The organism is Enterococcus sp. RTP21361st1_A6_RTP21361_211029 (assembly GCF_040910045.1).
GTDB classification, from domain to species: Bacteria; Bacillota; Bacilli; order Lactobacillales; family Enterococcaceae; genus Enterococcus_D; species Enterococcus_D gallinarum.
In genome coordinates this window covers 44,866-68,428 of record NZ_JBDGBK010000004.1, presented here as the reverse complement: position 1 = coordinate 68,428, position 23,563 = coordinate 44,866, and the positions used below count along the sequence as shown (strand labels likewise).

At 36.9% G+C, this 23,563-nt stretch carries 25 protein-coding genes and 2 pseudogenes; 7 read left to right on the top strand and 20 right to left on the bottom strand.

All coding sequences use genetic code 11. From position 1 onward, the window contains the following. The 11 genes and pseudogenes from AB5Z52_RS01530 to AB5Z52_RS01480 all read right to left on the bottom strand — a co-directional run. A partial coding sequence (locus tag AB5Z52_RS01530; RefSeq protein WP_170244047.1) for a topoisomerase DNA-binding C4 zinc finger domain-containing protein occupies positions 1 to 102 on the bottom strand: 102 nt, incomplete at its 3' end. 145 nt (positions 103 to 247) lie between these two features. Next, positions 248 to 985 carry a 23S rRNA (adenine(2058)-N(6))-methyltransferase Erm(B) gene (gene erm(B) / locus AB5Z52_RS01525; RefSeq protein WP_001038792.1) on the bottom strand — a complete coding sequence of 246 codons (738 nt, stop codon included), beginning with the start codon at positions 983 to 985 and terminating at the stop codon, positions 248 to 250. Between the two features lie 124 nt (positions 986 to 1,109). Next, a complete protein-coding gene (locus AB5Z52_RS01520; protein WP_001814874.1) occupies positions 1,110 to 1,193 on the bottom strand; it encodes a 23S rRNA methyltransferase attenuation leader peptide in 84 nt (27 codons plus the stop codon). Positions 1,194 to 1,241: 48 nt separating this feature from the next. Beyond that, positions 1,242 to 1,483 (bottom strand): annotated as a pseudogene (locus tag AB5Z52_RS01515) (peptide-binding protein). Positions 1,484 to 1,616: 133 nt separating this feature from the next. After that, positions 1,617 to 2,585: pseudogene (locus tag AB5Z52_RS01510) on the bottom strand (DNA topoisomerase); the annotation flags it as partial. Positions 2,586 to 4,143: 1,558 nt separating this feature from the next. Then, entirely contained in the window at positions 4,144 to 4,332 is a 189-nt protein-coding gene (locus tag AB5Z52_RS01505; RefSeq protein WP_010733556.1) for a hypothetical protein, read from the bottom strand. Between the two features lie 13 nt (positions 4,333 to 4,345). Then, complete coding sequence (locus AB5Z52_RS01500) at positions 4,346 to 7,021, bottom strand: pLS20_p028 family conjugation system transmembrane protein (protein WP_010733557.1); 2,676 nt, start codon at positions 7,019 to 7,021, stop codon at positions 4,346 to 4,348. After that, the gene (locus tag AB5Z52_RS01495; protein ID WP_002332568.1) at positions 7,008 to 7,226 is read right to left on the bottom strand and encodes a hypothetical protein; all 219 of its coding nucleotides are present in this window, start codon (positions 7,224 to 7,226) and stop codon (positions 7,008 to 7,010) included. Before AB5Z52_RS01495 ends, AB5Z52_RS01500 begins: the two co-directional genes overlap by 14 nt. Further along, positions 7,223 to 8,098: a hypothetical protein gene (locus AB5Z52_RS01490; RefSeq protein WP_047638996.1), complete on the bottom strand. Its 876-nt coding sequence runs from the start codon at positions 8,096 to 8,098 to the stop codon at positions 7,223 to 7,225. Before AB5Z52_RS01490 ends, AB5Z52_RS01495 begins: the two co-directional genes overlap by 4 nt. 395 nt (positions 8,099 to 8,493) lie before the next feature. Continuing rightward, positions 8,494 to 8,778, bottom strand: a complete 285-nt coding sequence (locus AB5Z52_RS01485; protein WP_010733559.1) for a helix-turn-helix domain-containing protein — start codon at positions 8,776 to 8,778, stop codon at positions 8,494 to 8,496. Next, the gene (locus tag AB5Z52_RS01480; RefSeq protein ID WP_010733560.1) at positions 8,735 to 9,013 is read right to left on the bottom strand and encodes a helix-turn-helix domain-containing protein; all 279 of its coding nucleotides are present in this window, start codon (positions 9,011 to 9,013) and stop codon (positions 8,735 to 8,737) included. Before AB5Z52_RS01480 ends, AB5Z52_RS01485 begins: the two co-directional genes overlap by 44 nt. Before the next feature lie 134 nt (positions 9,014 to 9,147). Between AB5Z52_RS01480 and AB5Z52_RS01475 the strand changes: the two genes are divergently transcribed. Then, a complete protein-coding gene (locus tag AB5Z52_RS01475; protein ID WP_010733561.1) occupies positions 9,148 to 9,720 on the top strand; it encodes a helix-turn-helix domain-containing protein in 573 nt (190 codons plus the stop codon). 51 nt (positions 9,721 to 9,771) lie between these two features. Next, positions 9,772 to 10,917 (top strand): site-specific integrase, encoded by a 1,146-nt coding sequence (locus AB5Z52_RS01470; RefSeq protein WP_010733562.1) that lies wholly within the window; start codon positions 9,772 to 9,774, stop codon positions 10,915 to 10,917. Positions 10,918 to 11,001: 84 nt separating this feature from the next. On the opposite strand, the gene AB5Z52_RS01465 is transcribed toward AB5Z52_RS01470, so the two are convergent. The 5 genes from AB5Z52_RS01465 to AB5Z52_RS01445 all read right to left on the bottom strand — a co-directional run bounded on the left by AB5Z52_RS01465 (position 11,002) and on the right by AB5Z52_RS01445 (position 13,968). Further along, positions 11,002 to 11,325 carry a DUF1292 domain-containing protein gene (locus tag AB5Z52_RS01465; RefSeq protein ID WP_021149327.1) on the bottom strand — a complete coding sequence of 108 codons (324 nt, stop codon included), beginning with the start codon at positions 11,323 to 11,325 and terminating at the stop codon, positions 11,002 to 11,004. Positions 11,326 to 11,347: 22 nt separating this feature from the next. After that, positions 11,348 to 11,779: a Holliday junction resolvase RuvX gene (gene ruvX, locus AB5Z52_RS01460; RefSeq protein WP_005471772.1), complete on the bottom strand. Its 432-nt coding sequence runs from the start codon at positions 11,777 to 11,779 to the stop codon at positions 11,348 to 11,350. After that, positions 11,779 to 12,045 (bottom strand): IreB family regulatory phosphoprotein, encoded by a 267-nt coding sequence (locus AB5Z52_RS01455; protein WP_003127496.1) that lies wholly within the window; start codon positions 12,043 to 12,045, stop codon positions 11,779 to 11,781. The genes ruvX and AB5Z52_RS01455 overlap by 1 nt, the downstream gene beginning before the upstream one ends. 165 nt (positions 12,046 to 12,210) lie before the next feature. Then, on the bottom strand, positions 12,211 to 13,038 hold the full coding sequence (locus AB5Z52_RS01450; protein WP_005471770.1) for a TIGR03943 family protein: 828 nt from the start codon (positions 13,036 to 13,038) through the stop codon (positions 12,211 to 12,213). Positions 13,039 to 13,041: 3 nt separating this feature from the next. Further along, positions 13,042 to 13,968 (bottom strand): permease, encoded by a 927-nt coding sequence (locus AB5Z52_RS01445; protein ID WP_086269476.1) that lies wholly within the window; start codon positions 13,966 to 13,968, stop codon positions 13,042 to 13,044. Between the two features lie 195 nt (positions 13,969 to 14,163). On the opposite strand from AB5Z52_RS01445, the gene AB5Z52_RS01440 reads away from it, so the two are divergent. Continuing rightward, a complete protein-coding gene (locus tag AB5Z52_RS01440; RefSeq protein WP_003127493.1) occupies positions 14,164 to 14,532 on the top strand; it encodes a thioredoxin family protein in 369 nt (122 codons plus the stop codon). Between the two features lie 65 nt (positions 14,533 to 14,597). Here AB5Z52_RS01440 and AB5Z52_RS01435 read toward each other — a convergent pair whose 3' ends face one another. Next, on the bottom strand, positions 14,598 to 15,275 hold the full coding sequence (locus AB5Z52_RS01435) for a redox-sensing transcriptional repressor Rex (protein WP_003127492.1): 678 nt from the start codon (positions 15,273 to 15,275) through the stop codon (positions 14,598 to 14,600). A gap of 215 nt (positions 15,276 to 15,490) precedes the next feature. On the opposite strand from AB5Z52_RS01435, the gene AB5Z52_RS01430 reads away from it, so the two are divergent. The 4 genes from AB5Z52_RS01430 (at position 15,491) to add (ending at position 20,832) form a co-directional block, all read left to right on the top strand. Further along, entirely contained in the window at positions 15,491 to 17,449 is a 1,959-nt protein-coding gene (locus tag AB5Z52_RS01430; protein ID WP_005471765.1) for an ABC-F family ATP-binding cassette domain-containing protein, read from the top strand. A gap of 67 nt (positions 17,450 to 17,516) precedes the next feature. After that, positions 17,517 to 18,233, top strand: a complete 717-nt coding sequence (locus AB5Z52_RS01425) for a C39 family peptidase (protein WP_368243465.1) — start codon at positions 17,517 to 17,519, stop codon at positions 18,231 to 18,233. Positions 18,234 to 18,440: 207 nt separating this feature from the next. After that, positions 18,441 to 19,550 (top strand): alanine dehydrogenase, encoded by a 1,110-nt coding sequence (gene ald / locus AB5Z52_RS01420; protein ID WP_113850129.1) that lies wholly within the window; start codon positions 18,441 to 18,443, stop codon positions 19,548 to 19,550. 265 nt (positions 19,551 to 19,815) lie between these two features. After that, positions 19,816 to 20,832, top strand: a complete 1,017-nt coding sequence (gene add / locus AB5Z52_RS01415) for an adenosine deaminase (RefSeq protein WP_021149323.1) — start codon at positions 19,816 to 19,818, stop codon at positions 20,830 to 20,832. Positions 20,833 to 21,095: 263 nt separating this feature from the next. On the opposite strand, the gene AB5Z52_RS01410 is transcribed toward add, so the two are convergent. The 3 genes from AB5Z52_RS01410 to AB5Z52_RS01400 all read right to left on the bottom strand — a co-directional run bounded on the left by AB5Z52_RS01410 (position 21,096) and on the right by AB5Z52_RS01400 (position 23,434). After that, entirely contained in the window at positions 21,096 to 21,926 is an 831-nt protein-coding gene (locus AB5Z52_RS01410) for a sugar phosphate isomerase/epimerase (RefSeq protein ID WP_103300615.1), read from the bottom strand. A gap of 70 nt (positions 21,927 to 21,996) precedes the next feature. Further along, positions 21,997 to 22,806 carry a restriction endonuclease gene (locus AB5Z52_RS01405; RefSeq protein WP_368243463.1) on the bottom strand — a complete coding sequence of 270 codons (810 nt, stop codon included), beginning with the start codon at positions 22,804 to 22,806 and terminating at the stop codon, positions 21,997 to 21,999. Positions 22,807 to 23,140: 334 nt separating this feature from the next. Continuing rightward, positions 23,141 to 23,434, bottom strand: a complete 294-nt coding sequence (locus AB5Z52_RS01400) for a hypothetical protein (protein WP_005471757.1) — start codon at positions 23,432 to 23,434, stop codon at positions 23,141 to 23,143. Positions 23,435 to 23,563: the final 129 nt, after the last annotated feature.

Below are 23,563 nucleotides of genomic sequence, written 5' to 3'. Positions count from 1 at the left end.
TTCAGGATAATTTGAACAACCATAAAACGATTTTTTTAATACAATATTGTTGCCACACTTAGGACATTTTCCTACAAGGGGTCCCGAGCGCTTAGTGGGAATTTGTACCCCTTATCGATACAAATTCCCCGTAGGCGCTAGGGACCTCTTTAGCTTCTTGGAAGCTGTCAGTAGTATATCTAATAATTTATCTCCATTCCCTTTAGTAACGTGTAACTTTCCAAATTTAAAAAAGCGACTCATAGAATTATTTCCTCCCGTTAAATAATAGATAACTATTAAAAATAGACAATACTTGCTCATAAGTAACGGTACTTAAATTGTTTACTTTGGCGTGTTTCATTGCTTGATGAAACTGATTTTTAGTAAACAGTTGACGATATTCTCGATTGACCCATTTTGAAACAAAGTACGTATATAGCTTCCAATATTTATCTGGAACATCTGTGGTATGGCGGGTAAGTTTTATTAAGACACTGTTTACTTTTGGTTTAGGATGAAAGCATTCCGCTGGCAGCTTAAGCAATTGCTGAATCGAGACTTGAGTGTGCAAGAGCAACCCTAGTGTTCGGTGAATATCCAAGGTACGCTTGTAGAATCCTTCTTCAACAATCAGATAGATGTCAGACGCATGGCTTTCAAAAACCACTTTTTTAATAATTTGTGTGCTTAAATGGTAAGGAATACTCCCAACAATTTTATACCTCTGTTTGTTAGGGAATTGAAACTGTAGAATATCTTGGTGAATTAAAGTGACACGAATGTTCAGTTTTAATTTTTCTGACGATAAGTTGAATAGATGACTGTCTAATTCAATAGACGTTACCTGTTTACTTATTTTAGCCAGTTTCGTCGTTAAATGCCCTTTACCTGTTCCAATTTCGTAAACGGTATCGGTTTCTTTTAAATTCAATTGTTTTATTATTTGGTTGAGTACTTTTTCACTCGTTAAAAAGTTTTGAGAATATTTTATATTTTTGTTCATGTAATCACTCCTGAAGTGATTACATCTGTAAATAAATACAGAAGTTAAACGATTTGTTTGTAATTTTAGTTATCTGTTTAAAAAGTCATAAGATTAGTCACTGGTAGGAATTAATCTAACGTATTTATTTATCTGCGTAATCACTGTTTTTAGTCTGTTTCAAAACAGTAGATGTTTTATCTACATTACGCATTTGGAATACCAACATGACGAATCCCTCCTTCTTAATTACAAATTTTTAGCATCTAATTTAACTTCAATTCCTATTATACACAAAATTTTAAGATACTGCACTATCAACACACTCTTAAGTTTGCTTCTAAGTCTTATTTCCATAACTTCTTTTACGTTTCCGCCATTCTTTGCTGTTTCGATTTTTATGATATGGTGCAAGTCAGCACGAACACGAACCGTCTTATCTCCCATTATATCTTTTTTTGCACTGATTGGTGTATCATTTCGTTTTTCTTTTTGTGCGCCTAAATTTCCCACAATCACTCACTTCTTTCTATTTCTTCTTATTCTTATTTTATCATCAACAATCACAAATCACTTGTGATTTGTGATAAGTGATTTGTGATAAGTGATTTGTGATTAATATATAAAAGCCCTCTTTAAAGGGCTTTTATGTTTATTTTGAGAAAGATATAAAATCAATATATCCCTTTTCCCCAATTTTTACAACGGCATTGTAGGGCTTTTTCTCTTTGTTTTTGATTCCTTTTACCAGGGTTTCTTTTCCCTCCAGTAATTCTTTTACATTCGTTTTGGTTAGTTTTTTCTTTCTAAAATGTTCAGCTAAAGTAAACTTACATTCAGGATAATTTGAACAACCATAAAACGATTTTTTTAATACAATATTGTTGCCACACTTAGGACATTTTCCTACAATACTTTTTTCTGCTTCTTTTTCTTTCTGTTCCTGGTAATCAGAAAAATTTAGTTTTTCTATATCGTTAGGTACAGCTTCCAGTAAATGAACAATGAATTTTTTGATATTCGTAATAAAGTTCTCTTGATTGCCTTCTCTTTTACCGATTTTTTTTAAATACGTTTCCCATTTAGCCGTCATTTCAGCACTCGTTAAAAGGTGCTGACTTTCAACTGCCTGGCACAATAATTTTCCTTTTTCAGTTACAACAAGCTTATTCTTAATCACTTGGATATATTCTTTTTGTTTTAACGCTTCAATAATACTTGCTCTTGTCGCTTCTGTTCCAATCCCCTCAACTTCTTGTAAAATCTTGATTGCTTCTTCATCATCAACCGTTTTATTCGCCGTTTTCATAGCAGTTAATAATGTACCCTCTGTAAAAGCTTTTGGCGGTTGCGTTTCTTTTTCAACACTCTTAACACCAACTTCGGCACGTTCGCCAATGATAACGAGTGGTAACGTTTGAACGTCCTCTTTTTCTTCTTTGGTTTGTTGTTTGAAAAGAATTTTCCACCCTTCTTGCTTTGGTGTCTTTCCGATCGATTGAAACAGCAAATCAGCTACTTTCGTTTGTATCTTGGTTTCTTCATACAAGTAATCAGGTAAAAACATGGCAACGGTCGTTTTAACGACTAAAGCATAAATTTTTCGTTGTAAATCGTCCATTGTTGCGGACGTGTCAGATTCTCTCTATCATTTTTCAGTGCATAGATTACTTGTAATACACGGCCATGTTTTGTAAACTTTTTTAGTTAGTCGAATATTTTTTAAATGTGCGTTTCATACCATACGGTTGATAGATTTTCTCCTATTTTTTTAATCTTTTATCACAACTTTTATCGTTTTTTCTTCTGAAAAAATTCTTGCTTACATCATTACATAGTTTCCAAAAAGATACATTACTAGTAGAAACAACAAGATTCCTTTATTTCCCGCTGAAATGGGAAGAATATTTTAAATATTTTTTCTCCTTTAACTTACACTATAAAGTATCTTAATCACACGATATGCTAGCCACTAAATTCATTATATTTGATTCCTTTTTTAAGATAATTTAGCATTTTTTTATCCAATAACGCAATTGTTTTCAAGGATAAATTTCTTAAGATGGTACATTTCAAAATGGTATTTAAACTATAAAACAAAAAAGAAAGAAAAGAGCATAAGGGAAAACTGATAGCACCTTCCTAAAGGAAGGTGGCTAAGTTGGCTGTGCCAACTGGTTTTCTTTCAAAATCACTTCATATTTTTTTGCTATCACAAAAAATCCATTTTCGACCTATTTTCGGTCATAATATAGTACCTACTTTTGGTCATAGTTTCGTCCATAGTTTTGGTCATAGTGACTAAGGCTTTTACGCACAAAAAAAGAGTGGCAAAATAAAGCTTGCCATTCTCTTTTCTATTCACAAAATTGGTTTAAATTTGCTTTCTTTAACACTTCATTTATATCATAGCAATTATAATGTTTACACTACACCATTCCTAATTTTAACGGTTGTTCCTCTTTATATTTTTTAAGTTCTACATTTTTTTGAGTTTAATTGCTTTTCTCTTTTCTTTATATTCCGCTCCAACTTTCTCTTTAATAGTGACAATAGAATTACATATTTTTGCTAAACTTCCTTAAAAAAAATGGATCTCGATTACTCAAATTTGCTTGCAGACTTCTCTAAGTGCTTTGTTTTTTTTTTCATAATTACTTGATTTCATTTCCATTTTCTTCTATTGAAAATTTATTATTTTTATTAGTCGTACGCATAGAACTGATTTCATTTTTTTATCTATTTGATTATCTAGCGTTTGAAATTCTAAATTTTGATTGGCTTCATCAATATCTTTTTATATTACTTTATTTTATTTACAATATTTATTTTCTTGTTTACATTGGTCACAGTTTCATTCGTCACTTCGGTGATATTTTTTCAATTTACAAATAAAAAGAGTTGAACCTAGTGTATAACGGTTCAACTCTTTTGCAAGTTTCATGGGGCATACTATCACTTTTAATCTGACAGATGTAAACCTCTCTTTATTTTTTTGTTACTCCAATTTTAAACAATAGCTCCTTTATATGTTGTCAATATTGCTCTACATATTCTAACTCTTTTACCCATTCTTTCACTGAAGTGGAAGAGAATAACAGCTTAATCCCCAATAATTCTTTATCATAAATCCATGTCAAATACTATTTTCAAAAAACATTTAATTCATGGATTTTCTCTTAACTTTTTTCTAGATAACAATATTTCAGGTTGTTTTTTATCTCATGTTTTATCTTCAATTCTTCTTGAATCATCAGTTCAATATAATTAGTGACCGTGATTTTTTCATTTGTCGCGTTCTTTACTGATTCACATAATTCGTCAAGCTCTAAGAAATCATGCGTACTAATCTGCAGAATTAATTGCATGACAATCACCTCTTTATTTTTTTAATAGACTATCGAAAAGTGGATTAGGATCATTAAATGTATCTCTGAACAACTCGTTATCTTCATAAGTGAATCTTCGTCTTGGTTTTGATCCCTTATCATTTTCACGGATTTCACTATCAATAATCACTGTTTCATGATTTGAATCAAATTTTTTCGCTGACTTTCTGTCTTCAACGATATTGATTTTTTGTGTTTTTTCTTTCATTTCTCCACTATCTTTTTGAACGTTCTCCCGAACATCTACTGTTTTGAATCCTTGACTACTTGTAGAACTTTGTACATTTTCTCGGACATCTACTGTTTTTGGTTGACTTGCACTGCTACCTTGCACATTCTCTCGAACATCCACTGATTTAAACCCTTGACTACTTGTAGAATTTTGTACATTTTCTCGAACATCTACTGTTTTTGGTTGACTTGTACTGCTACTTTGCAGATTTTCTCGAACACCAATTGTCTTAGTACCTTGACCATTTGAAGAACTTTGTAAATTCTCTCTTACATCAACATTCCGTCCGACATGACCATTCAATGAACCTTGAATATTTTCTCGGACATCTACTGATCGACCACCTTGACTACTTGTAGAATTTTGTAGATTTTCTTTGACCAATTTTTCTAATCCGGTATTTGAGTTTTTAGCTTCTTGGATTCTTTCTTTGGTCAACGCTTCTTTTTCGTCCGTATTAGTTCCTGTACGCCCTTCTACACGTTTCCTTAACATTTCCTCACGATTCATTGCTTCAGGCGTGTATTTAGCTTCTTGTCGCTTCTGATTAATTAATTCTTCAGCAGACTTAGCTTGACCGTGCATAGCATTTTTACGTTCTTCAATATCTTGTTGAACTTTTTGCTGAATTGCACTTACAGGATTATTATTCGATTCAGCATTATTTTTCATTGCTTCACGCATACGTTCAGAACTAGACATAATTCTATCGGCATTTTCAACCTTAGCACCATCTTTTCTATCCGAAAGACGTGTTGGCATGGAATCAGCGTATTTTCCAGTTTCATCTTCTTTATTTTTAGCTAACATAGGTTTGCTATTTTTATTAATAGCGGACACTGTACCATCATCTAAACCTTCTTTGAACTTATTCTTAGTATCATTAGCCATATTACGCATACTCTTAAATGGTTTTGTTGCTCTTTCACTAGCCATTGTAGCTCCATCTGAAGCTAAACCTGATATTCCACGTTCATGGGCATATCCCAAAAATCTTCCAGTTTTGCCAGCTTTTTTTGATAAACTTTCGCCGAAATTCTTTTCAGGTTTTCGATCTTCTCCTTCCCTGCTGTATGATCCATTTCCGTTTCCACTTCCTTTCGCTCGATTAAATCCATTTGATCCTTTTCTAAACAGCATAGCGCCCATGCCAAATGCTGAAGCAAGCTGGCCATAGCCTTCTTTTAAACCAATATCCACGCCAAAGTAACGCATGACTGTTCCACTACCCTTTATTAGAACGAACACGGCACAGATATAAGCAATTGTTTTTATAAAAATATTCGTTGAGATACCTTCGCCAGCGTTTAGATAATTTATGAACATTGCAAACATAGACAATCCAAATCCCTGAAAACCGACAGTCAAATAACACTGTAGAATATCTGACAAAACTTGTTTTGAACGCTGTCCTGTCTCAATATCTGATGCAAAAACAAGAACCCCTAACACACGCTTAAATGCCAGTTCTAGTATTGCTGTAATAATGACAAACGCGCTAAACACGTATGCGATTGCCAACGCTGTCAACCCAATCGAAATTCCCCAAAGATTTGCTTGATAGCGATAATAGCCTGATTTCAAGCTATCAGAAAATGTTGATAAAAAGTTATCAGAAAACTTTGTGGCAACAAATTCATTATTAGAATTTTCAACTAATTCATAGCGAAGATTATCCGCAACTGGATTTTCTTTTTCCAATTTATCAATCACTTTATCCGTCAACACTTGTGTGAGATCCGTCTGTTGAAAATTTTTTCGTGTTAACTTATTCCGATCCTCCGTTTTATCAATGCTTGAGTACTGATCTGTTTTATTAATATATGCCAAATCTGTTACTCCTTGTTTTATCAATGACCAAGCGACTCCGTCATCTGAATTTGTAATCGTAGTAGCATCATTGTAAAGTATTTTGGAAAATTGAATACCGCTAGAAATCATCGTTGGCATTAAAAGAATTAATGCAATCGACATTACAACATTCATTCCAACAGATTTTAGATCAACCGTTCCTTTACCTGTAATCATTTTATAACCAATAATCACTAGTGAAAGTACCATTAAGCCAACAACAATGGTACTTAAAACTGCTTGATAGACTTTATTCAATCCGGTACTTTCTACAAAGCTAAACAAATCTAAAACCTTGGGAATCATATTTTGAATACTATCGACAACAGCGAACGTTGCTTTTATAACAGACCATCCTATCCATAATCCAAACTGACTGTAAAAATTTCCGTTATATTTTTTTAGATAATTCTGATAGAGTGGATTAGTTAAAAAATCAGTTTGACTCTCAGTATCATCAAACCAGCTGAAAATACTTGCGTGAGTAACATCACACTTAAAAAGAATCATAGCTATTAGAACAAGAAAAATAACCGCCAACCAATTTATTTTTCTATTAGCAATCTTTTTTTTAATTATTTTCATCGTTACCTCCCTCAGCCCATTTTCTGAGACTCTCAGAGAGTTTCTGAGCTGTTTTTCTGTCAATTATGATATGAGTTACACATTTATCATTTTCAGATCTTAAATCGAGAACTACTGTGTTGAAGCAGATACTCTCGATTAGTTCGAGAGTATCAGTGTTTTGATCAAGACACAAAATCTGATCTATTAGACGATTTTTAATCATGTTTTTTCTCCCTCTAACCAATTATGCATAGAGATTTTAGGTAACTCTTTAATTCCGAATGCTTTATTGAATTGATCTGTAGTCTCTATATTTTCTAAAAGCTGATTTTTATATCTAATTTGAAGTCCATGTAGAAAAAATTTTGTGTAATCGAATAGTCCTTCATCTGTTTTCGCTTGAAAAACGCATGCTTTATGTTGTGTTGTAATGCATTGAGCGTTAATATACTGGATATTTTCATATAAAAATTCAATGATTTTTCTGATATCTTTTATATCTACATTAGTGTTTTTCAAATAGTGATACACTTGAAATAATTTTCGACCATCTTCGCTATTTGCTTCATAAAGAACACTAATCTTACTGTAAATTATCTTTATATTAATATCCTCTTCTTTTATGGTGGGAGTAGTCTTTGATGTGTTCTGTGAAGTAGTCTTTGTATACGTATATACGAATTTGTACATACCTCTACCTTTTTTTAAAGAGACATATCTCTTTTTTTTGATCCCCCTCTGACGAATTTTCGACACATACTCCTTTTTTTCGCAATCTAAAGAAGGAAAAGTAATTTCTATCAATTTATGTACATTTAAAACAATGTACATAACATTTGATAATGTAACTGCTCTCTGCTCATAGTAAATATTTCTAAAAACTCTTTTAATAATCCCCTTTTTCTCTAAGTACACAATTGCATCTTTTATAGCTCTTTCTGATAACCCTGTTTTTTTGCTTAATTGCTTATATGATTTTTGCAAAATATCTTCAATAAATTTCTTTTTATATCCAATTAACTGGCCCTCATCGTTAAAAATTTTTTTGGGTCTGTACCAGTAAGTAATTTCTGCTAAGATAACTATTGCATTCAGATAGGGCTTCTCAACACCTTTTTTCGTTTTTTTTCTTAATTGGCCGTACCACGAATGTGGAATTACATTTCCATCTAAATTTATTTCTCTAAGTTTGTCGACTACAACATTTCCAGAGGACAACATTTTTTCACCTGCTTTTTTGATATAATATCTATAAATAAAGTTTTCTCAGAACTTTATTGTCGAGTGTTCCCCCAGTCTGCAAACTTTCGGGAGCACTCTTTTTTATTTTTTTTTAACATTTTTAATACCCTTTTCTGCATGTACACATTATATTGAATCGAATTGGATTGAAGATAAATCTCGATTTTTTTTAATCAACTTTGCTACTTCATCATCACTCATATATTCACTTCCTTTTTTCATATCAAAAGCACGCCACGCAACTTTTTTTATACTTCATATTCTTTGATAAATCTTGCTAATTCTTCTTTTCTAATAAACTGACAATCATTGATAATACTGACTTTCAATCCTTTTTCACGTATAAATTTCTTTAATGTACTTCTGCTCACACTTAAATATTCACATGCTTCTCCCAGCCTAAAAATTTCTTTGTTAAAAGAAGTTTCAATTCTGATCTGATCTACCGCCTCTTTTGCAACATGATAAAAGTAATTTCTTAGTTCATGATCAAGATTTGGAGGTAGAATCACCTGTATTTCTTTTTGAACCATTAAAAATCTCCCCTTCGCAACTACTTGTATTTCCGACATCATTGTTAAAAAAAATAATTTTAACTACATCATTTATTTTAAAAAGAACTTTAGATGAGGGTAACACCTTACCACTTTCAATTTCTGCATAATAACTTCTAGAAATTCCAATCAACCTAGCCATTTGGTTTTGTGTATACCCAAGACGTTTTCTTTCTACATATAAACGTTTCAGGTACTTCTTCCTAGATTTCATTTTAGCACCAACTTTCCATCTTGTATTTCCGACATTTTTTACACTTTTACTTTACCATGGCTATTAAATACCGTCAACAATTATTTCTTGTATTTCCGACACTTTTTATTTAATATGTATATGGAGGTGATTTTTTGGATATTGGTAGAAACATTAAAATTGCACGTAAACAAAAAAAAATGACGCAAAATGATTTAGCAATCAAAGCTAACATCTCTCGCTCTTATCTTGCCGATGTAGAAGGAAATCGATATAACCCTAGTATTGAAACTTTAGACTCCATAGCACGGGCATTAGACGTTCAAATAGGAACATTATTGAGCGATAGTTCAAAAAAGAATTTTTCAATAAAAAATGCTATATTGACCGAGACAACTGGACAATATGATATTAGATTTTTTAATGGATTTCAATATGATCTCATATCTTTACAACTTAATGTCAAATACTTAGAAAACATCACTCTCTTTATTATTGAAGCATTTGAGGGTAATGAAAACCAAGTTCTTGAGTATCTTGGAACATTTTATGATGAACTATTTATTTCTAAACTTGCTTTAGAAATTGTAAATAATTTTGTTGCTCAGATTAAATTACTTTCAAATAATGAAAAGGCTATTCTTATTTGGAAAGGCCTAATATTTTCTAATAAAGCAGATTTTCAAAAAGAACTTTTTAATTTTAAAGGCAAGTATTATATTACTTAAAAATCTTTTTCCTATCAAAAGCACGCCACGCAACTGATAGGAGGAAAAGCAATGGCAATAATTAAACAATATGAAAAGAAAGACGGAGCCAAAGCATGGATGTTTCAAACCTACCTTGGAATCAATCCATTAACTGGTAAAGAAGTCCGTACTACACGTAGAAATTTTAAAACAAAAAAAGAAGCTCAAATCGAGCTTAATAGACTACTTGTAGACTTTGAAGAGAACGGACTTAAACAAGACACGAACGAGACTTTTCAAGAAATCTATGAACTTTGGTATGAAAGTTATAAAACCACTGTAAAGGAAGTCACTCAATTAAAAATTGAGATCAAGTTCAATAAATGGATTCTTCCAAAATATGGTAAATTCAGGATCAAAGAAATCACTGTAAAACACGTTCAGAAAATATTGAATCAATGGGCGAAAATGACGGATCAATATAAAGTCCTACATTCTACCGTAAGCCGTATTTTCAAATACGCAATGACTTTGGGGCTAATTACTAAAAATCCCTGTGAACTTGTAATCATGCCCAATAGAAATGTTGAAAAAAAGAAAGATACTGTCAAAATTTATTCACGGAATCAACTAGAAATTCTCTTCCAATACTTGGAATCAAAAAGAAGTACCTATAGAGCAGATTACGATAAAACGCTACTTCGCTTTCTGTTTTTTAGTGGTTGTCGAATTAGTGAGGCTTTAGCTTTGAACTGGTCAGATATTGACTTTGATTCAAACACCGTAACTATAAACAAAACCTTAAGCCAAACAAAATATGGGTACAAAATTTCAAGTCCAAAAACGAAAAATAGTTATGGTTCTCTATCTTTAGACAATAAAACTATTAATTGGCTAAAGAAATGGCAAATCAATCAAAAAAGATATATGTTAACCCTTGGTATTACTGATCCAACAATGATTTTTTGTGGATTATACAAGGAAATCATTACTAAACACGCTATTTATTCTCGTATGATCACAATCTGCAAGAATTCCGGTATTCCATTTCTAGGAAACCATGTAACCAGACACACTCATGCTAGTATGCTGTTAGAGTCAGGAGTCTCCATGAAGGAAGTTCAAGAACGCCTTAGACACTCATCAATCAAATTAACAATGGATACTTATGCTCATCTAACTAAAGAAACCAAAGAAAAAACCGTTGAAAAGCTTGCAGAACACCTAAATTTCTAGCGGAACGTATTCAATCTCGTATTCAAAACAAAACACAAAAAAGCTGAACCCTTATTCGCTAAGGGTTCAGCCATCATTTTAAGACTATTCTTCTTCTTCTGCCATGAATGTGTTAAAGACTTCTTCGATCATGTCCCATTCAGCTTCTGTTTCAATTTGTTCTAATTCGCCTTCTGTACCATCTTCGTTTTCAACGTAGGCATAGGCTTGTAATTCGACATCTTCTTCTTCTGGGACTCCAGCTGGATAAAGCAACACGTAGTTGCGTCCAAATTCTTCTTGTCCATCTACTGTCAAAAGAATTTCGTATAATGTTTCATTGCCTTGATCATCGACCAATGTAATGTGTTCGTGACCTTCATGGTCGTGGTTGTGATCATGATTGTGATCATGCGTATGTTCTGACATTTTTTTTCCTCTTTTCTGTAAACTAAAACAGTTGTTTTCCAGCACCATCTAAATAATTCTGCAAAATCATTACTGCTGCTAATTTGTCAATGACTTTCTTACGTTTGGCACGAGATGTGTTGGCTTGTTCAACTAGCATTCGTTCTGCTTGAACAGTCGTCAAGCGTTCGTCTTGGTAGTCAACAGGCAAATCAAAACGTTCTTCGATGGCCTTGCCGTAAGCTAGTGAAGCCTCTGCTCTTGGACCAATGGTGTTATTCATATTCTTGGGCAGTCCCACCACAAAACGAGTCACTTCATACTCTTTGACTAATTCTCCAAGACGATCATAGCCAAAGTCATTTTCATCTTCGTTGATTCGAATGATCTCGATCCCTTGCGCAGTCCATCCCATAGGATCACTAACAGCTACACCAACTGTTCGTGAACCGACATCTAAACCCATGACTCTCATTATAGGTTGATCCCGTGATTTCCTAAGTAATAACGAATCAAAACTTCCAAAATCTCATCGCGTTCATGACGACGAATCAAGTTCCGGGCATCCCGATAACGAGGAATGTAAGCCGGGTCGCCAGAAAGGAGATAACCGACGATTTGATTGATTGGATTATAACCTTTTTCTTCTAATGCACGATACACGATAGCCAGTGTTTCACTGATTTCTTTCTTGCGGCTATCATCAAAATCAAACCGTACTGTTTCATCTGTAAAACCCATTTCACGACACCTCTCTTTATATTGTTTTTTAGCACATTGTACGTTTCTATTGTACTCGACGTTTTGTAAAACTACAAACATCTGCACTAGTTTATCTTTATTATAACAAAGCTTTATGATATTTTTGTGAACTTTTTCAAAAAAACCGATATTTCTCTCATTTCGCTAGAATGATCGATAAACATATTGGTTAGCCGGTGCCTCGATGGTTTGTTCTTGGTCAACGACTACCATTGGCAAATCTCGTTTAAAGGGTTGATAGTATTGCGACTGGATGGTTCCTTCAATGTGCAGCCATTGGTCATTCTCGGTAACCGTTTGTTCAGGTAACTCAACACGTAATCCAAAAACACCTGAATCCGCTACACAGTGAATGATCCCAAAACGAAACAGAAAGATTTCATTACGATCATCTTGCGCTGCATGATAAACAAAACCGTCATAGCTGATTTTTTTCCCGATAAATTCACTTGGATACGTATAGATCAATTCCATGAGTTCCAAATAATTCTCGTCGGTGACAGCAATCGTTTGTTTATCGGCATACTTCGCTAACGAAGTCGTCATTTGCTCGTCATAATCATCTTTATTGTAATAAAGACTAGTATCTGGTTTAAGGTATTGGGTATTCATTTCGGGATCGCCGACAGACTCTTCACTCAGCGGGAAATTAAACCCTTTTGCTTCAACAATGGTCGTATCCAGACTGACTGTTGGGAAAAACAAACCAACAATGATTGGCAATGCTAATAAGAAATACGCAATGAGGCGCTGAGATTTTTTTTCGAGTCCATGGTGATGCTCATCTTCATGTTCATCAGGCGTTTGTTTGACCCAAAAATACAACTGGACTAATGCCAAAAATAAAGCGACAATCATCGAAAGAATCGCTAGATAACGATAGTGGACATTGATGAACTGATTCAGTTTTCCTGATACCTGCAAGTACATCATCAACTCAAAATATCCAGATAAAATCAAAAAACGGATCATTGTTTACACCACCCATGCATAAATTGAGACTACAACAGCAATTAATCCCACCATTGTTGCAATAAAACGACCGGTAAAATATCGTTTCATCATCAGAAGATTCTTGATGTCCACCATAGGACCAAAGACCAGAAAACCCACGACTGGACCGGCGCCGAACAGACTAAGCAGCGAAGAACCGATAAACGCATCTGCTTCAGAGCACAGCGACATCGTCAATGCCAAAACAAGCATGACCAATACCGCCAAGAATTTCGTAGAACCCAAAGTCAACATCATTCCCGTTGGCAAATACGTCTGCATCGCTGCTGCAATCAATCCGCCAATGATCAAATACCGACCAGTATCGAAGAATTCATCAATACTGTGTTGCAACAAATGCCGTATTTGATGGGACCATTTTCGTTTCTCAGAACCTGTATCATGAGCATGCCCATGGTGATGTCCTTGATGGGTATCCTCTGAAGCTGTGATCAATTGGGTTTTCAAAATCTCTCGCTTACTGAAATAAGCCAGCCAAACACCTACCGCCATTGCCACCAACAAGCTGCCAAGTACTCGCAAAAAGGCAAACTTCGCTGAATTGCCAAATGCGATGAATGTCGAAAAAATTACAATGGGATTCACAATAGGGGCTGTCAGCATAAAAGCAAAAGCCGTGTAGACTGGTACGTCTTTTTTGACGAATTGATTGACGATCGGAACGATTCCACATTCACAAGACGGGAAGAAAACGCCTAAACCACACCCCATTGCAATGGAGGCCAATTTATTCTTTGGCAGGATTTTTGTCACTCGTTCTGGCGTCAGAAAAACTTGCAGCGCCCCTGAAATCAAGCAGCCTAATAAGACAAAAGGCAAGGCTTCAATGACGATGGAGAGAAAGATCACGCTCATCTGCAAAACAGAATTAGGTAAGCTTTGTAACATATATTCAACCTTCTTTATAAAAAAATAATTGCGCTGGAACTACTATACGTTTTTTTGCCTCAATGCACAATGTTTTTTACAGTCTTTGCTGGCACCTTAAAGCTTGCTTTAGTTTTTATTCTTTTCCAGCAGTTTCTTTGACAAGTTGTCCCTCAAAACGTACATTAGACAGAGAATCTGCTTGGAGGAATTTGCATGATACAAATGAATACATTAGATGAACTGCTGACGAAGATAAAAGAAACCCCATTGGCACTTATTTATCTCTCACAGCCGGCTTGCAGTGTCTGCTTAGCAGACAAACCTCGTCTTAATAAATTAGCTTTAGAAAAGCATGTTCCACTTTATGCTGTCAATGTAGCGGAAGTCCCAGAGGCGGCTGGCCAATTTTCAGCATTGACTGCTCCTGTCGTCCTTCTTTATTTTCAAGGAGATGAACGCCACAGAGAAGCACGAATCATTGATTTTAATAGGCTGGCTGCTATTATTGATCGCTATAGGACTGCCTTGACCAAAACCGAGACCATCTCTTATGACGATCTTTTTGATCAACTGATGAAATAAAAAAACACTGTCTTTCCATCACCTACTAGACGCGAAGGTTGATGGAAAGACAGTGTTTTTGGGTTTTATTCTGATTCAGTCGTTTCGTGGTTTTCCGGTTGATCTGTCGTTAAGACGTTGCCAGAATGCAAGAAATAAATCAGTGTTTGTAATTCATTGGTCAAATCAACATTTTGGATCAGCACACCTTTTGGTGCAGTGATGCGCGCAGGCGTAAAGTTCAAGATTCCTTTGATCCCTGCTTTCACAAGCTCATTGACTAAGTCTTGCGAATGTTGTGCGGGAACCGTCAAGATCGCGACATCGATCTGTTGGATCTTCACTTGTTCTTTCATATCGCTCATTGGATAGACAGGAACGCCATCCACGATTCGTCCTACGATATCTTCATTCACATCAAATGCAGCACTGATCCGAATGCTATTGCTCTGATGGAATTTATATTTTAACAGTGCGCTACCTAGATTACCAACACCTACTAGCGCGACATTTGTCATATGGTCTTCATTCAACGTTTTAGCAAAAAACTGCATCAGGCTTTCCACGTCATAGCCATAGCCGCGTTTTCCCAATTCCCCAAAATAAGAGAAGTCGCGACGAATCGTTGCGCTATCCACTTGGACAGCTTCGCTTAATTCAGTAGATGAAACCTTCAACTTTCCAGCATTGTGCAAGATGCGTAAATAGCGGTAATACAAAGGCAAACGTTTCGCTGTTGCCTTTGGAATTTGATGATCTTTCAAGAAATACTCCCCCATTGTGAAAAATTCACGTGTGATGTAGCTATCATATCAAATAGTTTGCTCAAAAATCAATTTGATTGCTCACAATTTGAAATTTTTTTTATTTAATGATACAATCATTCTTTTTTCATAATCGCTGTTTATCACAAAATGTGATAGACTGATAGTATTGCAACCAAGGAGACAAGTGACTTCAAGAATAGGAATGAATACATATGATACTATTACAAGCAAATCAAATCGCCAGACTATTTGGCGCTGAAGTTTTATTTGAGAATATCAACCTAGAGATTGCTAGCCATTCCCGGATCGCGCTTGTGGGAAGAAATGGCGCCGGAAAATCGACCCTGTTAAAAATCATTGCCGGGATCGAAAGCCCCGATAAAGGAACGATCGCCAAAAATAAAACTGCGACACTAGGTTATCTTGCCCAAGACACTGGTTTAAACAGTACTGCTACAGTCTGGGAAGAAATGTTGACGGCTTTTGCCGGCATTCGACAGATGGAACAGCGGATGCGCTCATTAGAAGTCGCCATTTCAGAAACAGACCCGACAGCAGTCAATTATGATGGTCTATTAAAAGAATATGACCAGCTACAACATGAATTTGCCGAAAAAAACGGCTACGGATATGAAAATGAGATCCGTTCTGTTCTACACGGCTTTAAGTTCGACGGCACTTTTTATGAGCAATCCATTGAAACATTGTCTGGTGGTCAAAAAACTCGTCTAGCACTAGCAAAGATGCTGTTGCAAAAGCCAGATATTTTGATTTTGGATGAACCGACTAACCACCTGGATATTGAGACATTGTCTTGGCTTGAAAACTATCTTCAAGGGTATGCCGGTGCTCTTTTGATTGTATCTCATGACCGTTATTTCTTAGATAAAGTCGTCAATGAGGTCTATGAGCTTAGCCGACGGAAAATGCACCATTACAAAGGGAATTACAGTCGTTATCTGGTTTTGAAAGCCGAGCAGCTGCAAAGTGAATGGAAAGCTTTCGAAAAACAACAAGAAGAAATCAATAAATTAGAAGACTTTGTAGCGCGTAATTTAGTTCGTGCCTCCACAACTAAACGGGCGCAAAGCCGGCGCAAACAATTAGAAAAAATGGAGCGGCTCGATCGGCCTCAAGGAGATGAAAAATCCGCAAATTTCCTTTTTTCAATCAGTAAACCTTCTGGCAATGTGGTAATGCAAGTAGCCAACGCAGCCATCGGTTATCAAGAGACTGTTCTATCCGAGCCGATCGATTTGGATGTTCGCCGGAAAGATGCCATTGCATTAGTCGGCCCTAATGGAATTGGCAAATCGACATTATTAAAATCACTGATCCACAAGATTCCTTTGATTCGCGGTGACGTTCATCTAGGTGCCAATGTCTCAATTGGGTATTATGATCAAACCCAATCAGATCTCCATTCAACAAAAACAATCTTGAAAGAATTATGGGATGAGCACCCCACTACGCCAGAAGTAGAGATCCGCACAATTTTAGGAAGTTTCCTTTTTTCTGGTGAAGATGTTGAAAAACCAATCACATTGCTCAGTGGCGGCGAAAAGGCACGGGTCGCTTTAGCAAAACTTGCGATGGATCATGACAACTTCCTGATCTTAGATGAACCGACTAACCACTTGGACATCGACAGCAAAGAAGTACTCGAAAATGCCTTGATTGATTATGAAGGCACATTGCTTTTTGTTTCTCATGACCGCTACTTTATCAATCGAATCGCGACCAAAGTCATTGAATTATCTGAAACCGGCAGCAAATTGTATTTAGGGGACTATGATTATTACGTGGAGAAAAAACTGGAAGAAACAGAACTAGCTGCGATGCAGCAATCTGATGTTCAAGAGAAAGCCATCTCACAAGGCAAACAATCTTTCTTCCAGAGCAAAGAACAACAAAAAGCCATTCGCTCATTGCAGCGTAAAGTCACTCAAATTGAAGCAGACCTAGCCAAAACCGAAGCAGAGCTTGAAGAAATCGAACAAGCGATGACTCGTCCTGACGCATTGAACGACCACGTCCGTTTGTCTTCGCTGAATCAAGCAATGGAGACTGTCCAAGCCACCCAAGAACAGCTGATGGAAGCTTGGGAAAACACGAGTCTGGAATTGGAAGAACTAGAAACAACTGACACGAATCAGTCCACAGGCGGATGACAACCTTCATTCCCTCTGCTTTACTTGAAGTAAGGCAAAAAAGGCACGCTACTTCAGGAGGGAAGCTATGAAGAAAAAAGGGAAACAAAGAAAGCGTTATGTTTTTCTTGTTTTGTTGGGTTTATTATTGATTTTTGCTGCATTTATCCGACTTTCTCATGTGAGCTATTCCAGCCAAGATTATGAAGAATATCCCATGATGGATGACATGGATTTTGATCAAGCAGCTTACAATGAACAAGCGAACGAGTATTTACAAGAAAATGGAGTGACTACGCCTCTTTACCTACAAACAAATGAAGAATGGGCTGATTATTCCTATGGTTCAGATGGTACGCAAACTTTAAGCGATAATGGCTGTGCCCTGCTCTCTCTTTCAATGGTACTCGCTTATTTGCGAGAGGATAATGTTTCGCCGCTTGAAGTTTTGGATTGGGCACAAGATAGCTACTATGTCGATGGGCAAGGAACCGATTGGCGGATTTTCTCTGATTTTGCGGATTCCTTTGGTTACTCGTATCACGATTTGGGCACAGACACAGCGCAAGTAGCCAATTATCTGGCAGTTGGACAGCCAGTGATCGGCTCTGTGACCAGTGGAGATTTCACAGATACTGGTCATATCATGGTGTTGGCTGCTACGCAAGACGAAAATGTGGTTGTTTTAGATCCAAACGATACGCCGAAAAAAAAACATTATTTAACGTCCTATTCATTGGAAGAAATCGCTGCTCAAAGTTTACATTTTTGGACATTTACAGAGGACGAAAGTACTAATTTATAAAAAAGAAACTACCTATAAGTTGTCAGGAAGGATCAAGTACGATTACCTCTTTCTTGACACTCTATAGGTAGTTTTTTTATAAATAGTCCTCATCAATGCATGTTGATAATGACCGCGCCTCTTGACGGCTACCTTGAGAAATCTTCGCTTTCTCCTTACAATGGATCCGCTTTCCTTTATAATAGAAGAAAGAAAGGTGTGACGCATATGAAAATCGGAATTCCTAAAGAAATCAAGAACAATGAAAATCGTGTAGCTTTGCCGCCAGCTGGCGTCTATGAATTGGTTCAAGAAGGGCACGAGGTCTTGGTTGAAGCAAATGCAGGTATCGGATCAACTTTTTCAGACGAAGCCTATCGAGCAGTCGGCGCAACGATCGTTGCTAACGCTGCAGACGTCTGGGCGGCTGACATGGTGATGAAAGTCAAAGAACCGCTGCCAGAAGAGTATTCCTACTTAAGAGCGGGATTGCTGTTATTTACTTACCTACATGTTGCTGCCAATCCAGAATTAGCAAAAGCGCTCATGTTCTCCAAGGTTCGAGCGATTGGCTATGAGAATGTCCAACTGGCTAATGGGACGCTGCCTCTCCTCTCTCCAATGAGTGAAATTGCTGGTCGAATGGCAGTTCAGATCGGCGCACAATTCTTAGAAAAAATCTATGGCGGCAAAGGAGTCCTCCTGTCCGGTGTCCCGGGTGTTCGAAAAGGTCAGGTCACGATTATTGGTGGTGGCGTTGCCGGAACCAATGCCGCGAAAATGGCGTTAGGGCTTGGGGCGCAAGTCACGATTCTCGATGTATCCATCCCACGCTTACAAGAATTAGACCAGCTATTTGACGGACAAGTTCAGACACTCTTCTCTAATCGTTTCAACATTGAAGCCGCTATTCAACAAGCAGACTTGGTGATTGGCGCCGTCTTGCTGCCAGGCAAAAAAGCGCCAAATCTAGTAACTCGTGAGATGGTGAAAACCATGGCAGAAAAATCAGTGATTGTAGATATTGCGATTGATCAAGGAGGCATTTTTGAGACAGAAGATCGTGTCACTACTCATGACGATCCTACCTACATCCAAGAAAATGTGATCCATTATGCTGTTGCCAATATGCCTGGCGCAGTTCCACAGACTGCTACATTGGCATTGAGTATCGCCACATTACCCTACGCTAAACAATTGGCTGCCGATCCTGAAAAGGCATTAAGAACAAACGCTGCACTGGCGCGTGGTGTCATCGCATTTGACGGTCACTTCACGTTGAAGGAAGCCGCACAAGATCTGGCGATCGATGCCGTCGAACTCTCAGAGCTGATTTAGTTTTCTCAGCAAAAAAGTGCCAACTCAACAAAATCGTACGCTGCCATGGGACAATCCTCCCATGGCAGCGGCTTTTTTGATACGAGCTTTTTTGACCGGAGCTTTTTTATAGAGGCTTTTTATAGAGGCTTTTTATAGAAGCTTTTTTGAGAGGGAGAGTGTTTATCATGAGAATTTCCTTTTTTCACTAGCACATAACCCGTATCTATGCTATATTCATACATAAAAAAATTCAGCGTACCCTGCGTATGCGAGGAGGAATGACGTGTTAACGAAAAGCCAAATCCAAGCCTTCCCTAAAGTAGAATTGCACTGCCATTTGGATGGATCGATTCGTCCAGAAACATTACTTAAGATCGCCAATCAGCAAAATCTGCCTATCCCACAAGAACTGTCGATCCTTGAAGAACGGATGCAAGCCCCCCAAGACTGTTCTGATCTTAATGAGTACTTGGAACGCTTTGATTTCGTTCTTCCTTATCTCCAAAGTGAATTTGCATTAGAAGCCGCAGCGTTTGATGTCATGGAACAAGCGTTTGAAGATGGTGTCGCGTATATCGAAATCCGCTTTGCTCCTAGTCAGTCAATGGAACAGGGTCTTTCCTGCCCACAAACGATTCAAGCAGTAGCTAGAGGAATCGCTCGTGCGGAGTCCATCTATCCGCTAAAAGGGAATATCTTGATCATCGGGATGCGGCAAGAGTCTGCTGCTGCAATCTCCCAGATTTTTTCGGAGTCTGTTTCTGAAGAGAAAGTCGTTGGCATCGATTTAGCTGGTCCTGAAGAAGATGACTATGTTCCCAAATTAGCGCAAACTTACCAACTTTTCATAGACGGTCAAAACGTGCAATTGACATTGCATGCCGGTGAATGCGGCTGTATCCGTAATGTTTATCAAGCAATCGAAAGCGGTGCAAAACGCATTGGCCACGGTATCATTTTGAAAGGGGATAAGAAAGCCCAAGATTTTGTCTCCCGCAATCAAATCTGTATTGAAGGTTGTCCTACTAGTAATGTGCATACCAAAGCCATCACGGATTATCACCAATATCCTTTCAGGGAATGGCTGACAGCTGGGGTCCCTTTTTGCTTAAACACAGATAATCGCACCGTTTCTAAAACAACATTAACTGATGAATACATACACATGACCCGTCACTGCCAAATGTCGGAAAGTGAGCTGCGCTTATTGAATGAGACCGCCGCCCGCCATTCCTTTGCCAGTGAAAAAGAGAAAGAACAGCTGATCCATAGGATTCGTCATTGGCAGATCAACGAATAAAACAGCCTCAATTAGAACGTATCATTCCCAACAAAAAAAGAAGCGACAGATTAACGTTTAACGGGACAGAACACAAACATCCTCATCGCATATTTTGAGCGTTAATTCAGAATATTGGCAGGATTATGCGCTAGTGTCTGTTTGTCCCATTCTAACTTATGCTGTCGCTTCTTTTAATAAGCGTGCTCTCTAAATGTGTTCGCGATTAGAGGCAATCACTTCTTTGACGTCAAATGATTTTTTTGCCAATGGGTTCATTCGATTCAGCTTAGCCCCTCTATCATAGCAACCGCCCGTTTGATTCCTTCATCTTTTGTTCCCTCCAATACGACATAGCAATAAGGTTTGTATTGGTCAACGATTTGTAAAATGGCTTGATAAGGAATGATTCCTTCTCCTAAAGGGACAGAAACAATGCGGTCCTCTTCAATCACGTAGTCTTTCAAGTGGAGACAGACAATTCGTTCACCAAACTTCTCAAAGGCCTCTGCAACGATTTCTACTTGTTTACTTGCCGTTTCTGGAGTGATGAGATTGGTAGGGTCATAGACGATGCCCAGAAAATCAGAAGGAACTCTTGCGATCAATTCCTGAATTCGGTCATTGGAAAATAGGGGGTGATTTAATCCCGCTTCGATCCCAACCATTGTTTGATAACGTTCCCCGGTTTTTACCAACCGCTGGACAACAGTTACAAGCTCATCAAAAACTTCATCTGTGAAATTTTCTTCACTGTAACCAAGTGTGGGAATAACGGAACCCGTTTCCGAAGCAACCATTGACGCCCCAAAATAGCGTGCATGAAAAAGATAGCGTTCAAATTTCTGCAGAATCTTTTCTCGTTCATGAGGATCTGGATGAATCAAATTACTATAGCAGCTCAACAATGCCACTTGAACATTCTGTTGCCCAAATTCATTTTTAAAAAAAGTCCCCATTCCCGGATTGATCTGGGCAGCAGCACTAAGTTCCGGAAATGAAGCATTTAGTGCAAATTGAACATTTTTGATGCCTTTTTCAGCGATTTGACAAGCGAGATCTTGTGGATCACAAACCTTGGTTAAGTCGTGGCCACGAACAGCGAGATTAAACATCTTTTCATTCCTTTCTTCTACTAAGTGTCTGATTCGTTCAACAAATGAGCATTTTAGAGTACCAGTTATCCTAAGAAGAAATGCTATTATCTAGTTCTTTTGAGGACGTAGTAAAACTTTTACGTGTGTGCCTGAATGAAACACTTTCCGTATGTGCACACTCTGGAAACATCGTACATCCTTTGAAATAGCTATGTTTTTGCTTATTCCATTTTTGGACAATAAACCCTGATTCACATTCCGGACATTTGACTACTTGTTCTGGCAAACTATTTAAAAACATGTGCTTTTCCATTGTTTCTGGGATCAATGTGTTCAACAACTGCAATAATCCGTACCTGTCATACCATTCAATGTTTTGTGCTTTTTCATTCTTCTCGATCTCTAAATAAACATGGGGATTAAATAAAGATGTTGTGATAAAAAGTTTATTTGTCCAATTTTCATCTGAGATTCCTGAATATTTATTGACAAACTCTTTCGTGATCAAGTTGGGTGCTTTCGTGTTCAAGCGGTAATGTTTGGCTTGAACAGCAATCCGTTCCGCATCTTTGCTTAAAATCAAGTCTACATTGTCATCACCAGTGTAGACCTGTTTGCCTTGCAGATAGCTTTTTCTGGTGATCTCAACATCGTAGTTTGCTAGCCGAAAGACCGCTGCAAAAAAATGCTCAAAGGCATCTCCTTGCTGTTTCCGTCCTGCAGGTGTTGTGTCATACTCTCTGTCCATATGATTCAAAAAGTCCATAACGATCGATTCATCTTCGTTTTGTTCAAAAGAAAGCCCTTTTATTTCTCTGTGTTCTTTAGATACTACTTCAAATGATTGTTCTACTTTCCAAGTTTTTCGTGTAAATTTTTGCAAAAATTGTTGAATCATGCTTCCTCCTCCAGATTGTTTATCCACTTTGTTACTATATTTATAATACCCCTAAACAAACTAGATTCATAGATTTTTATGAAATCCTGTCTTTGATAAGCAGCATTGCATATCTAGCTAGACTCTTTAAAAATTCTACTGTTACACTACTATTACCAGTAGAAGCGCAGAGACGATGTTCCATCAAAAAAAGAGTCCCTTTTTATTCACCTATTTATTTTGTTTGCTCAAAAAAATAGAGCCCTCCTCACAAAATTGCAAAGAAGGATCTATTTTTAGCCATATCTATGTTTGATGTTACTTATCAGAAAAATAAGTGACCTTAAAATTTCTTTTATAGCAAGTTTCTTTTTTCCATTTCATCTCGATACAACTTGTACACTTCATTACTTTGTTTTTCATGACTTTTGTAAAAAATTCCATAAGAAAATATGGCTTGCATCGTATTATATTGATTTGACTTTGCAACAGAATGATACAAGTTTACAAGTTGTTGATCTGTCATCTTATTACTCTTCAGTCGTTTTTTAACGGCTTTTTGCGACAAGCTAAATAAAACAGAAGTAACCAATTGATAAATAACCCAAATAACTAAGATAACCAATACAAACTTTACTAAATCTGGCACAACATTCCACTCCTTAGGCAAACGGTTCAGCAAAGCGAATGATAGCTGTCATCAAACATTCGCTTTCCCATTCATTTGTTTTCTAATTCAGGAGTTGTTTCGTATCTACTTAACAAGTCACTAAATTAG